The organism is Paractinoplanes deccanensis, from assembly GCF_016862115.1.
GTDB lineage: Bacteria > Actinomycetota > Actinomycetes > Mycobacteriales > Micromonosporaceae > Actinoplanes > Actinoplanes deccanensis.
The window spans coordinates 17,873-30,128 of the sequence record NZ_BOMI01000096.1; the positions used below are offsets into that span (position 1 = coordinate 17,873).

Genomic DNA, 12,256 nt, shown 5'->3' on the forward strand with positions numbered 1-12,256 from the left:
GTGCGCATCACCAAGTTCACCCACTCCTGCCTTCGCGTCGAGGGCGAGGGCGTTCTCGTCATCGACCCGGGCGCGTTCAGCGAGCGGTCTGCGCTCGACGGCGCGGACGCGGTGCTGGTCACGCACGAGCACATCGACCATCTCGACCCCGAGGCCATCGCCTCCGTGCCGCACGTCTACGCCCACGCCGACGTGCTCGCCAAGCTGACGGACTTCCCCGGCGCCACCACGGCCGTCGAGCCCGGCCAGGAGCTCACCGTGGCGGGCTATCAGATCAAGGTGTACGGGGGGCAGCACGCGGTCATCCACCCCGACATCCCGCGGATCGCCAACGTGGCCTATCTGGTGGCCGACGGCGCCACGAACCTCTACCACCCCGGCGACTCGTTCACCGTGCCGGAGGACGCGACGGTGGACACGCTGTTCGCGCCGTTGAATGCTCCATGGATGAAGCTGATGGAGTCGATCGACTTCGTCCGGGCCGTCCAGCCGGGCCGGGCGTACGCCTTGCACGACGCGCTGCTCAACGAGACCGGCGCGAAGATCTCCGACGGCCACCTCGAGCGGCTCGGCGGCACGAAGTACGCGCACGTGGCGCCCGGCACCGTGATCGACTGACGCTCGATGGGCACCGCCACCGATGAAGTGATCCAGCGGCTCTACGAGGCGCCGCCGGACGGCTTCGTCGCGGCCCGGACGGCCGCGATCGAGCAGGCCCGCAAGGCGGGGGACCGGGCGACCGCCAAGCGGCTCGCCGCGCTCAAGAAGCCGACGGTCGCCGCCTGGGTGGTCAACCTGCTCGCCCTGCGCCGTCCGGAGCTGGTCGAGGAGCTGGCCGGCCTCGCGACGGCGTTGCGCGACGCCCAGCGCGGCCTCGACGGCGAGGCGCTGCGGGAGCTGACCGCGCAGCGGCGCCAGGTCGTCTCGGCGCTGGTCTCCGCGGCCGGCAAGCTGGCCCGCGCCGAGGAGCCGGGCATCAAGCTGCCGTTGGCCGAGGTGGAGGCGACGCTGACCGCGGCGATGGCCGAGCCGGAGATCGCCGCCCAGGTGCGCACCGGCCGGCTGATCCGGGCCGCGACCTACGCGGGCTTCGGCGAGGTGCCCCGCCCCCGGCTTCGCCTGGTCACCGATGCGCCGGACGAGGCCGAGGAGGAGGGCGACGACGCCGAGGTCATCGAGCTGCCGCAACCGTCCGCGCGGGAGCGGGCCGCCGACGAGCGCCGCCGCCGCGAGCGGGAGCAGCGCAAGCGGGAGCTGCGCCGCCGCCTGGGCTCGGCGCAGGCGGCGGAGCGGCGCGCCGACGAGCAGCTCGAGAAGGCGGAGAACGCCGAACGTGACGCTGGTCACGTCGTGGAGGATCTGGACGCCGAGCTGGCGGAACTGGAACGCCGGCGTACCGAAGCGCAGGCCGAGGTGGCGCGCCGCAAACAGGCCCGTCGCGACGCCGAACGGGCCGCGGCGGCGGCCCGCCGCGAGGTCGGCGACGTGCAGGCCGCGTTGGAGGATCTTGAAGGGGACGAGCCGGATTGATCGGTTTCCGCGGTCCTTACGGGAAGATTATTTTCCGAATCGGTCCCGGGAGAGCAGAATCGGGCAGGTGACCCCCGAACAGGCTGCCGCCACCGCCAAGACGGGACTCGCCACCATCGTGGGCGCCTTTGCCGAGTCGCCGCAGACCCTTCGCCGTGCCCGGCTGCTCGGCCTCTCCGGCTGGGCGTACCACGTGTCGGCGCGTGCCGGCGCGCTCGGCGACGTGCGTCCCGAGACGGTCGCCGCCGCCATCGGCCTGATCGCCCCCGAGGCCGTCATCGACGGCTGGGAGGCGACCGCCAAGACCTCCGCGCCGATGGAGGTGGCCACCTGGCACCTGCACGAGCTCTGCACCTGGGGCGCCGACCAGCTCGGCGGCTTCCCGCGGCTCGGCCGGCTGCACGAGCTGGCCCGGCGGGTGGTGAACGCCGTCGACTACGCGGCGCTGCCCCTCTTCGCGGCCTGGCGCGCCATGCCGGTGCCCGAGCAGGCCGCCGGGGCCCAGGTCGCGGTGCTGCTCCACCTGCTGCACGAGCACCGGCTCGGCGTGCACCTGGTGGCCGTGCGGGCCAGCGGGCTCACCCCGCTCCAGGCGATCATCGCGGGCCCCGACGGCGAGACCGGCGCCGTCGCGTTCGGCTGGCAGCCGCCCTATCCGCCGGCCGGCCCCATCGTGCGGCGGCTGATGTGGGCCGAGTCGGTGGCCGACGCGATGGCCGGCCAGGCGTACGCGTCGCTCGACACGGCCGAGCGCGTCGAGCTGATCGGGCTGCTCGAGTCGCTGCGGCACCGCCTCGGCTAAATTTGGTGGCTCGTGCCGCCCGGTCCGTGGTCCGATGCTCCGATGACCGAGCTTCCCCGCGGCTGGAGCCTTCGCCGCCCCACCCTCGACGACGTGCCGGCCATCCTCGAGCTCGTGCACGCCAGCGACATCGCCGCCCTCGGCTACCCCGACTTCAGCGCCGAAGAGGTCCGCGAGTCGCTCACCGAGCCCAACACCGACATGGCGCGCGACGTCTGGCTCGCCCTCGACGACCAGCACAAGGTCGTCGGCTGGGCCTTCCCGGTCAACGCGTCAGCGACCGACCGCGACTTCGTCGAGGTCTACGTCTGGCCCGAGCGGGGCCTGCCGGCCATGGAGCCGCTGCTCGACATCATCCTGGCCCGGGCGGCCGAGCGCGGCGCCGAGTTCGGTCACAGCCCCTACGAGGTGCGCGCCGGCGCGGTGCCGACCGAGAAGCCGTACATCCAGGCGCTTCTCGACCGCGGCTTCACCTTCCTCAAGCAGCACGCCCGCATGCAGATGTCCCTCGACGGCGTGCCGCACACCGCCCCCGCGCCGCCCGAGGGCGTCACCGTGCGGCTCGTGCGCCCGGACGACGACGCCGACATGCGCGCCTTCCACGGCGTCATCCAGCAGGCGTTCCTCGACTCCGACCACCGCACGGCCGACTACGACGCCTGGCGCAAGCTCCTCGACGAGGAGCCCGTGCATGTGTACGACGAATGGTTCGTGGCCGAGATCGACGGGCGGGTCGTGGGCGCGCTGGAGTCGTCGGCGGACAGCGGCGACGCGAACGACGAGGGCTGGGTGAAGAGGCTCGGCGTGCTCTCCTCGTACCGCAAGAGGGGTGTGGGTGAGACCCTGCTTCGGCACGCCTTCGCCGTCTATGCGAGCAAGGGGCGCGCCAAGGCGGGCCTGGGCGTCGACATGGCCAACCCCACCCAGGCCGCGCGCCTCTACCTCGCTGTCGGCATGAAGCCGCTCTACGAGGCGAACGTGTATCAGAAGGTCATCTAGTCACTGCTCGGGCGACGACGTGCGGGTGGGCCGCCGGCGCAGCTCCTCGACGTAGTCGTCGGGCGCCCCGGCCTTCTCCGCCGCGTTGGCGATCTCGGAGAGATACCACGCCGTCGGCATGCCGCCCTCGTAGCCGTCGAAGACGTAGACCCAGGCGCTGAACTCACCCTCGAGCGTCGATACACGCACGGTGAGTTTCTGGTATGCCCCGGCGGTCACGCCCTCGACCTCGTCGAGCTGCGCCGCGTCCCAGGGGTGCACGTCGTAGAGCGAGACGAAGACGCGGTCGCCGGGTGACTCGACGATCGTGGTGACCGCGCCCTCCCAGCCCATTTCCCCCTCACCGGCAAAGGTCAGGCGCCAGCCTTCTATCCACCCCACGCCCACCATGGGCGAGTGCGGACAGTAGGCCCGCATGCGGGCGGGGTCGAGGTTCGAGCCATACGCGGCGTAATGACGCACGGCGATGACGATAGCCCGAGCGGGCGGTGGTGGAGAATACAAGGAGTGCGTGTCGGCACATTACCGCGTGGAGGGAAGCGTCGTGAGTCGGATCGTGATCATCGGTGGGGGACCGGGCGGGTACGAGGCCGCGTTGGTGGCGGCTCAGCTCGACGCGGACGTCACCCTCGTCGAGGCGGACGGTCCGGGCGGCGCCTGCGTGCTGACCGACTGCGTGCCGTCCAAGACGTTCATCGCCAGCTCAGAGGTGATGACGGGCTATCGGCACAACGAGCGGTTCGGCATCCGGTCGGCCGGGCTCGACGGTGTCAGCGTCGACGCGGCGGCGGTCAACGAGCGGGTCAAGAAGCTCGCGCTGGCCCAGTCCGGCGACATCCAGGCCAAGCTGATCAAGGCGGGCGTCGACGTGGTGCACGGCCGGGCGCGTCTCGGCGAGGACACGCTGGGCCACACCCACCAGGTGTTGATTACGCCACACGGCGGCGCGGAGTACGCGGTGGATGCCACCACTGTCCTGCTGGCAACCGGTGCCACGCCGCGCGTGCTGCCCACCGCGCGGCCGGACGGCGAGCGCATCCTCGACTGGCGCCAGCTCTACGACCTCACCGAGCTGCCGTCCCACCTCATCGTCATCGGCTCCGGCGTCACCGGCGCCGAGTTCGCGTCGGCCTACCTGGCCATGGGCGTGCAGGTCACGCTCGTCTCCAGCCGCGAGCGGGTGATGCCGCACGAGGACGCCGACGCCGCGATGGCGATCGAGCGGGTCTTCCGCGAGCGCGGCATGACCATCCTCAGCCAGTCCCGCGGCAAGGAGGTCGTGAACACCGGCGACGGCGTGCGGGTCACGCTCGGCGACGGCAGCGTCATCGAGGGCTCGCACGCACTGATCGCGGTCGGCGCGGTGCCCAACACCGCCGACCTCGGCCTCGAGGAGTACGGCGTGCAGGTCGGCGACGGCGGCTACGTGACCGTCGACCGGGTGTCGCGCACGAACGTGCCCGGCATCTACGCCGCCGGCGACTGCACCGGCGTGCTGGCGCTGGCCAGCGTCGCCGCCATGCAGGGCCGTATCGCGATCTGGCACGCCATGGGCGAGGCGGTCGCGCCGTTGCGGCTGCGGACCGTCGCGGCGAACGCCTTCACCGACCCCGAGCTGGCCACCGTCGGCGTCAGCCAGAACGACGTGGACGCCGGCCGGGTGCCCGCCCGCCAGGTGATGCTGCCGCTGAGCGGCAACGCCCGCGCCAAGATGGCCGACCTGCACGACGGCTTCGTAAAGCTGTTCTGCCGCCCGGCGACCGGTCAGATCGTCGGCGGCGTGGTGGTGGCGCCCAAGGCGAGCGAGCTGATCCTGCCGATCACGATGGCGGTGGAGAACAACCTGACCGTGGACCAGCTGGCCCACACGATCACTATCTACCCGTCGTTGTCGGGCTCGATCGCGGAAGCGGCACGTCAGCTGATGCTTCACGAGCTGCAGTGAAGTCGGCGCGGCCCTGCTCGGCGGCCTGGGCCTCCGCCTGGAGCTCGGCCGTCTGAAGCTCGGCCACCTGGCGCTTGGCCACCTGGGCCTCGGCCGCCTGGAGCTTGGCCACCTGGCGCTCGGCCGCCTGGGCCTCGGCCGCCTGGAGCTCCTCGGCCTCCTTGCGGCCGCCGAAGAGGGCCAGGATCCAGCCGGCCGTGCCGAAGACCACGGCGGCGGTCGCCGCGATCGCGAACAGGCGCCAGGCCGACTGTGTGATCGCCGTGCCACCGACGTGGCCGACCAGGCCGCCGTACGAGCCCCAGGCCAGCGCGGCGAGGCCGTCGTACAGCACGAAGAGCTTGACGGGGTAGCCCCGGCGACCGGCGTGGAACCCGGCGGCCATGCGGCCGCCGGGCACGAAGCGGCAGAGCAGCAGCACCAGCGGGCCCGGTTTGCGCAGGCCGCGGGTGAAGCGCTCGGCGGCGCGGCGGGTCTTGGACTCCTCCTTCGCCTCCTCGTCGTGCTTCGGCCCGTAGCGCGCGCGGAGGGCGGCGAGGCGGCCGGAGCCGAGGTCGCCGCTGGACCGGCCGAGCGCGAAGGCGATCGAGTCGCCGGTGAACATGCCGAGCGCCCCGATGGCGATCACCAGCGCGAGATTCAGATTTCCGTAGACAGTCAGCGCGCCGGATGTGATCATGATCGCCTGGATCGGAACCACCGGAATCATCGCGTCGATGGCGAGGAAGCCGAAAAGAGCAAGGTATGCCCAGGCCGGTGTTGCCATCATGGTCAACAGCTCAGTCATGGGGGTCCTCTACCTCGCGGTGGTTCGGGGCCTTCCCGGATTCTCCGGGGAGGTACCTGAGAGTGGGCTGTGTTTCAGGATGCTCCTGATCAGGGCCGGTCGTCGGTGATGACTGACACGGTATTGTCTCGATCTCCTCGGCGCGCGAGGTTTTTTCGCCCGCCACCTCGTCTTGTCCTATTTGTCACCAGGCAAGTTTTCGGCGCGGGCGCGTCCGGCGTACCGTGAGGTTGCCGGAACGCCGGGTCCCCCGTTCTCGGTGTGCCGGCCGGCGGGCCGTCGGTAGGTCCCGTACCGGCGGCCCGTTCGCTCGGGCCGCCTTCCGCCTACGCTGTGCCGATGCCGCTTCTCGAAGCTCCGGTGCTCGACGTCCACAAGTCCTTCCTGGAAGCCATGGCGGAATATCAGGCCGAGGGGCGCGGCTCGCCCGGCGATCACAGCAACATCGGCAGCGACATCCGGGCGTACGCGCCAGCCTGGTCCTCGCCCGAGGTCTTCCGCTCCTTCGTCGCGGGGCTGCGCGCCCAGGCTCTTCCGGACACGCCACGGCCGGCGAACTACGTGCCCACCACGGTGCTCTGGTGGCTCGAAGGGGTCGACTACCTGGGGCGACTCAACATCCGGCACCGCCTCGCGCCCGGCGTGATCGGCGAGCGCAACGGCCACATCGGCTACGATGTGCGCCCGTCGGCCCGCCGCCGGGGACACGCGACCGCGATGCTGGCCGCCGCCCTGCCGATCGCCGCCGGTCTCGGCCTCGACCGGGTCCTGATCACCTGCGACGCCGACAACGAGGCGTCCCGGCGGACCATCGAGCGCAACGGCGGCGTCCCGGCCGAGCGCATCGACGAGAAGCTCCGCTACTGGATCACCTTGAGCTGACCGAAGATCATCCGGGCGAGCGCCTCCGGATCCCGATCGCGGTCCGGGAAGGCGCCCGACAGCCACAGCGTGGCGAAGCCGTGCGCGAGAGACCACGCGGCCTGACCCGCCTGTCTGATATCGGACGGAGCGGAGTCGGGGGTGCCCCCGCGCGCCCGCTCCGCCGTCTCGCCCCGGTGGCGCAGCCCGTCGGGCAGGTCGGCGACCCCGGCGTAGAGGGCGTCGGCCGAGCGGGCCTTGGCCCGGAGCAGTTCGGGGTCGTCGGCGTGGTAGAGGTCGGGGCGGAACATCACCTCGAAGTGCGCCCGCCGGGTCATCGCGAAGCGGACGTAGGTGACCCCGAGCTCGAGGAAGCTGTTGCTGGCCAGCCGCGACGTGGAGAGCGCCTTGGCCAGCTCGTCGTAGCCCTGCGCGGCGAAGGCGGTGAGCAGGCCGGCCTTGTCCCCGAAGTGGTGCGTGGGCGCGGCGTGCGACACCCCGGCCCGCCGGGCCAGGTCGCGCATGCTGATCGCCGCCACGCCGTGCTCGGCGATCGCGTCGGCGGCCGCCTGCAACAGCGCCCGGCGCAGATCGCCGTGGTGATAGGTGCCCTTCGTCATCCGCCCTCCTCTGCCTCACCGATTCTAACTTGCCATTGACAAGATGCCGTGCTGGGATGCATGTTGACACTGACAAGATTGGAGATCGGCTATGGCACCCTTCATCGCTCTTGTTGTCGGCACCCTCGTCACGCGCCTGATCGGCCTGGCCGGCGTCGATGCCGTCGACGCCTGGTGGCCGTCCGTCCGCGTCGGTCTGGCGCTGATGTTCGCCTTGACCGGCTTCGCTCACTTCGCGCAGCCACGCCGGGCCGGCCTGATCGCGATGGTCCCGCCCCGGCTGCCGCACGCGCCGCTGCTCGTCACCGTCACCGGCGTGCTCGAACTGCTCGGCGTGCTGGGCCTGCTCCTGCCGGCCACGGCACGCCTCGCCGCCGCCTGCCTGGCGCTGCTGATGCTCGCGATGTTCCCCGCCAACGTCTCGGCGGCCCGGCGCGGCCTTCCGGTCACGCCGCTCCCCGTACGGATCCTGCTCCAGATCGTGTTCGTGGGAGCGGCGCTCTACGTCGTCGTTGGTTAGTCGATGGTGCAGACGACCGTCCCGGCGGTGACCGTCTCGCCGACGCCGATCGTCAGCCCCGACACCGTGCCCGACTTGTGGGCCTGGAGGGGCTGCTCCATCTTCATCGCCTCGACCACCAGAATCACGTCGCCCTCGGAGACCGTGTCCCCGTTCGCGACGGCGACCTTGACGATCGTGCCCTGCATTGGCGCGGTGAGGGCCGCCGCTCCGGACCCCTGGGCCGCGGCCCCGCCCGCGCTGCGGCGCGCCTTGCGGCCGGCCCCCGCCCCGGGCGCCGCCGTGGCCGGTCCGCGGGTCAGCAGCTTGGCCGGCAGGCGTACCTCCAAGCGCTTGCCGCCCACCTCGACCACGACCGTCTCTCGTTCCTCGGCGTCGTCGCCGCCGCCCGCCGGGGTGGTGAAGGGCTCGACGCCGCCGGCCCACTCCGTCTCGATCCATCGCGTGTGGACGGTGAACGGCTCGCTGGTGAAGGCCGGGTCGCGCACCACCGCCCGGTGGAACGGCAGCACCGTCGCGATGCCCTCGACCACCGTCTCGTCGAGCACCCGCCGGGAACGCTCCAGCGCCTCCTCGCGGGTCGCGCCGGTCACGATGATCTTCGCGAGGAGGGAGTCGAAGTTGCCGCCGATGACGCTGCCCTTCTCGACGCCCGCGTCGACCCGGACGCCCGGCCCGAGCGGCCACGTCAGCTCCTCGACCTTGCCGGGCGCGGGGAGGAAGTTGCGCCCAGGGTCCTCGCCGTTGATCCGGAACTCGATCGAGTGCCCGCGCGGAACGGGATCTGTGGAAACGTCCAAAGTGGCACCATCGGCGATGCGGAACTGCTGGCGGACGAGATCGAGCCCCGCCGTCTCCTCGCTGACCGGGTGCTCCACCTGGAGACGGGTGTTCACCTCGAGGAACGAGATCGTCCCGTCCTGTCCCACCAGGTATTCGACGGTGCCGGCGCCGTGGTAGCCGGCCTCACGGCAGATCGCCTTGGCGCTGGCGTGGATCGACGCGCGCTGCTCGTCGGTGAGGAACGGCGCCGGCGCCTCCTCGACCAGCTTCTGGTGGCGCCGCTGGAGCGAGCAGTCCCGCGTGCCCACGACGATCACGTTGCCGTGGGTGTCGGCGAGGACCTGCGCCTCCACGTGACGGGGCCGGTCGAGGTAGCGCTCGACGAAGCACTCGCCGCGGCCGAACGCCGCCACGGCCTCGCGGGTCGCGCTCTCGAACAGCGAGGGGATCTCCTCGATCGTGCGCGCCACCTTGAGCCCGCGGCCGCCACCGCCGAACGCCGCCTTGATGGCCACGGGCAGCCCGTGCTCCCGCGCGAACGCGATGATCTCGTCGGCGTCCGCGACCGGCTCGGGCGTGCCCGGCACGAGCGGGGCGCCGGCGCGCTGGGCGATGTGCCGGGCGGTGACCTTGTCGCCCAGGTCGCGGATGGCCTGCGGCGTGGGCCCGATCCAGGTCAGGCCCGCGTCGAGGACCGCCTGGGCGAAGTCCGCGTTCTCGCTGAGGAAGCCGTAGCCCGGGTGCACGGCGTCCGCGCCGGAACGCCGCGCGACGTCGATCAGCTTGTCGATGCGCAGATAGGTGTCGGCGGCCGTCTCGCCCACCAAGGCGTACGCCTCGTCGGCGAGCCGGGCGGGTAAACCGTCCCGGTCGCTGTCGGCGTAGACGGCGACGCTGGTCAGCCCCGCGTCCTGACAGGCCCGGATGACCCGGACGGCGATCTCGCCCCGGTTGGCGATCAATACCTTGCGCACGGGCCGAGCCTAGTCGCACTTCTATGCTGAGAAGGTGTCCGCTACGCGCATGATGATTCTCGGCCTGGTCCAGTGGACGCAGCCCGTGCACGGCTACGACGTCCGCCGCGAGCTGCTGAGCTGGAGCGCCGACAAATGGGCGAACGTCCAGCCCGGCTCGATCTACCACGCGCTGCGCAAGCTGACCGAGGAGGGCCTGCTCCGCGAGGTCGCCACGGAGCAGGTGGGCGCGCGGCCGGCGCGCACCACGTACGAGATAACTGCCAAGGGTGTGGCCGAGTTCGAGGCGCTGCTGCGCAAGGAGTGGTGGAACCTCGCCCAGATGACCGACCCCTTCATGGCGGCCTTCTCCTTCCTGCCGGCCCTGCCCCGCGAGGAGTCGTCGGCGGCGCTGCGCAACCGGGCGACCCAGCTCCGGGCCGCGGTGCAGCAGCTCGAGGCGGCGATGTCCGCGGACTGGGCGGACAACAAGCCGATCTACGTGAGCTGGATGTGGGAGCGCAGCGTCGCCATCTGGGAGGCCGAGATCGCCTGGTGCGAGCGCACCGCCACGCGCGTCGAGACCACGGACGACTGGTTCAAGCCCGCCGGGGCGGCCTGCCCTCCTTCGGTTCCATAATCAAGTTTGACTACTAAAACTTGACAGTCGTACGCTGCCCGCATGATTGAGACTCGCGGGTTGCGCAAGTCGTTCATGTCGCGCCAGGGGCGCGAGAAAAAGACCGTCGAGGCCGTACGCGGCGTCAGCCTGGACGTCGCCGAGGGCGAGATCTTCGGCTTCCTCGGCCCGAACGGGGCCGGCAAGACCACCACCCTGCGGATGCTCGCCACGCTCATCGAGCCGGACGGCGGCACCGCCACGATCGCCGGTGCCGACCTGCTCGGCGACCCGGGCGAGGTCCGCCGCCGGATCGGCTACGTCGCGCAGGGCGGCAGCACGTGGGACGACTCCACCGCACGCGAGGAGCTTGTCCTTCAGGCCCGGCTCTACGGCGTCGGCAAGGCCGACGCGCTCGCGAAGGCGGAACGCGTCCTCGGGGGTTTCCAGCTGAGCGAGTACGCCGACCGCAAGTGCAAGACGTACTCGGGCGGCCAGCGGCGCCGCGTCGACATCGCGCTCGGCGTCATCCACGAGCCCAAGGTGGTCTTCCTCGACGAGCCCACCACCGGACTGGACCCGCAGAGCCGGGCACACATGTGGGACGAGATCAGGCGGCTGCGCGCGGAGGGCATGACCGTCTTCATCACGACCCACTACCTGGACGAGGCGGACGCGCTCTGCGACCGCATCTCCATCATGGACAACGGCGAGATCGTCGCCTCGGGCACGCCGGCCGGCCTCAAGCGCGAGATCTCCGGCGACGTGGTGCGCGTGGGCCTGCCGGTGGACGCGGTGGCCGCCGCGGCGCAGGCCCTGGCCTCCTACAAGCTCGAGACGTACGAGGACAACGTGCGCCTCTACGTCGAGGACGGCGCCGTGGCGATCCCGCAGATCCTGCGCGCCCTCGACGCCGCGGCCGTGCCGCTCGGCACGATCGAGCTGCACCGCCCCAGCCTCGACGACGTGTTCCTGACCAAGACCGGCCGATCGCTGCGGGAGAGCTGACATGAAACTGCTGCGCGACACCTCGCTGATCTTCAACCGTCAGATGCAACTGCTCCTGCGCAACCCGGTCTGGATCTTCGTCGGCGTCTTCCAGCCGGTGATGTACCTGCTGCTCTTCGCGCCGCTGCTCAAGCCGGCGCTCCAGGTCGGCTCCAACGCCGAGGCGTACGAGATCTTCGTGCCCGGCCTGCTGGTGCTGCTCGCCATCTTCGGCGGCCTGTTCCAGGGTTTCGGCCTGATCGCCGAGCTGCGGGCCGGCGTGATCGAACGTTCCCGGGTGACGCCGGTGAGCCGCCTCGCGCTGCTGCTCGGCAGGTCGCTGCGGGACGTGGTCTCCCTGATCGCCCAGGCGGTGATCATCACGCTGCTGGCGCTCGTGTTCGATCTGCGCGTCTTCCTCGGCAACCTTCTGCTGGCGTACCTGATGCTGGCGTTGATCTCGCTGATGACCTCGGCGCTGAGCTACGGCGTGGCGCTGGTCGTGAAGAGCGAGGACGCCCTGGCGCCGCTGATGAACACGGTGGCCCAGCCGGTGCTGCTGCTCAGCGGCATCCTGCTGCCGTTGACGTACGCTCCCGGCTGGCTCCAGGGCATAGCCGACTGGAACCCGTTCTCGTGGGCGGTGAATGGCACGCGCGCCCTGTTCCGGGGGGATCTGGGAGCGCCGGACGTGTGGCAGGGCCTGCTCATCATGGCCGTCCTGGCCGTGGCAGCGGTCGCGTGGGCGGCGCGGGAGTTCGCCCGAAGCGTGCGCTGATCAGCTCTGCCGTCATGGGGGTCAGTTCTGGTGCCACGGGGCTTAGCTCTGGCGCCACGGGGCTCAGTTCTG

General features: G+C 71.2%; 14 protein-coding genes. 10 read left to right on the top strand and 4 right to left on the bottom strand.

Annotated features, from left to right (window positions below; translation table 11 throughout):
- From Ade02nite_RS24785 to Ade02nite_RS24800, 4 genes are all read left to right on the top strand, one after another.
- On the top strand, positions 1-618 hold the full coding sequence (locus Ade02nite_RS24785) for an MBL fold metallo-hydrolase (protein ID WP_203768524.1): 618 nt from the start codon (positions 1-3) through the stop codon (positions 616-618).
- A gap of 6 nt (positions 619-624) precedes the next feature.
- Positions 625-1,530 carry a hypothetical protein gene (locus Ade02nite_RS24790; protein ID WP_203768526.1) on the top strand — a complete coding sequence of 302 codons (906 nt, stop codon included), beginning with the start codon at positions 625-627 and terminating at the stop codon, positions 1,528-1,530.
- Between the two features lie 67 nt (positions 1,531-1,597).
- Positions 1,598-2,332 carry an SCO6745 family protein gene (locus Ade02nite_RS24795; protein ID WP_203768528.1) on the top strand — a complete coding sequence of 245 codons (735 nt, stop codon included), beginning with the start codon at positions 1,598-1,600 and terminating at the stop codon, positions 2,330-2,332.
- 42 nt (positions 2,333-2,374) lie between these two features.
- A complete protein-coding gene (locus Ade02nite_RS24800) occupies positions 2,375-3,331 on the top strand; it encodes a GNAT family N-acetyltransferase (protein ID WP_203768535.1) in 957 nt (318 codons plus the stop codon).
- Here the strand turns inward: Ade02nite_RS24800 and Ade02nite_RS24805 are convergent, their stop codons facing one another.
- Positions 3,332-3,793 carry a gamma-glutamylcyclotransferase gene (locus Ade02nite_RS24805; RefSeq protein WP_203768537.1) on the bottom strand — a complete coding sequence of 154 codons (462 nt, stop codon included), beginning with the start codon at positions 3,791-3,793 and terminating at the stop codon, positions 3,332-3,334.
- 82 nt (positions 3,794-3,875) lie between these two features.
- Between Ade02nite_RS24805 and Ade02nite_RS24810 the strand changes: the two genes are divergently transcribed.
- On the top strand, positions 3,876-5,276 hold the full coding sequence (locus Ade02nite_RS24810) for an NAD(P)H-quinone dehydrogenase (protein ID WP_203768539.1): 1,401 nt from the start codon (positions 3,876-3,878) through the stop codon (positions 5,274-5,276).
- Here the strand turns inward: Ade02nite_RS24810 and Ade02nite_RS24815 are convergent.
- Entirely contained in the window at positions 5,206-6,063 is an 858-nt protein-coding gene (locus tag Ade02nite_RS24815; protein WP_239169025.1) for a DedA family protein, read from the bottom strand. The genes Ade02nite_RS24810 and Ade02nite_RS24815 overlap by 71 nt on opposite strands.
- A gap of 339 nt (positions 6,064-6,402) precedes the next feature.
- On the opposite strand from Ade02nite_RS24815, the gene Ade02nite_RS24820 reads away from it, so the two are divergent.
- The gene (locus tag Ade02nite_RS24820; RefSeq protein WP_203768541.1) at positions 6,403-6,945 is read left to right on the top strand and encodes a GNAT family N-acetyltransferase; all 543 of its coding nucleotides are present in this window, start codon (positions 6,403-6,405) and stop codon (positions 6,943-6,945) included.
- Here Ade02nite_RS24820 and Ade02nite_RS24825 read toward each other — a convergent pair.
- Positions 6,924-7,544 (bottom strand): TetR/AcrR family transcriptional regulator, encoded by a 621-nt coding sequence (locus Ade02nite_RS24825; protein ID WP_203768543.1) that lies wholly within the window; start codon positions 7,542-7,544, stop codon positions 6,924-6,926. The two genes, Ade02nite_RS24820 and Ade02nite_RS24825, sit on opposite strands and share 22 nt — an antisense overlap.
- 91 nt (positions 7,545-7,635) lie before the next feature.
- Here Ade02nite_RS24825 and Ade02nite_RS24830 point away from each other — a divergent pair, with 91 nt between their 5' ends.
- Positions 7,636-8,064 (top strand): DoxX-related protein, encoded by a 429-nt coding sequence (locus tag Ade02nite_RS24830; protein ID WP_203768545.1) that lies wholly within the window; start codon positions 7,636-7,638, stop codon positions 8,062-8,064.
- On the opposite strand, the gene Ade02nite_RS24835 is transcribed toward Ade02nite_RS24830, so the two are convergent.
- Complete coding sequence (locus Ade02nite_RS24835) at positions 8,061-9,821, bottom strand: acetyl/propionyl/methylcrotonyl-CoA carboxylase subunit alpha (protein ID WP_203768547.1); 1,761 nt, start codon at positions 9,819-9,821, stop codon at positions 8,061-8,063. The genes Ade02nite_RS24830 and Ade02nite_RS24835 overlap by 4 nt on opposite strands.
- Before the next feature lie 34 nt (positions 9,822-9,855).
- Here Ade02nite_RS24835 and Ade02nite_RS24840 point away from each other — a divergent pair, with 34 nt between their 5' ends.
- Genes Ade02nite_RS24840 through Ade02nite_RS24850 form a run of 3 tightly spaced genes read left to right on the top strand, consistent with a single transcriptional unit; the run spans position 9,856 to position 12,184 of the window.
- On the top strand, positions 9,856-10,440 hold the full coding sequence (locus Ade02nite_RS24840; RefSeq protein WP_307871231.1) for a PadR family transcriptional regulator: 585 nt from the start codon (positions 9,856-9,858) through the stop codon (positions 10,438-10,440).
- A 42-nt stretch (positions 10,441-10,482) separates the two neighbouring features.
- Positions 10,483-11,427: an ATP-binding cassette domain-containing protein gene (locus Ade02nite_RS24845; protein ID WP_203768554.1), complete on the top strand. Its 945-nt coding sequence runs from the start codon at positions 10,483-10,485 to the stop codon at positions 11,425-11,427.
- 1 nt (position 11,428) lies between these two features.
- The gene (locus Ade02nite_RS24850; RefSeq protein ID WP_203768556.1) at positions 11,429-12,184 is read left to right on the top strand and encodes an ABC transporter permease; all 756 of its coding nucleotides are present in this window, start codon (positions 11,429-11,431) and stop codon (positions 12,182-12,184) included.
- Positions 12,185-12,256: the final 72 nt, after the last annotated feature.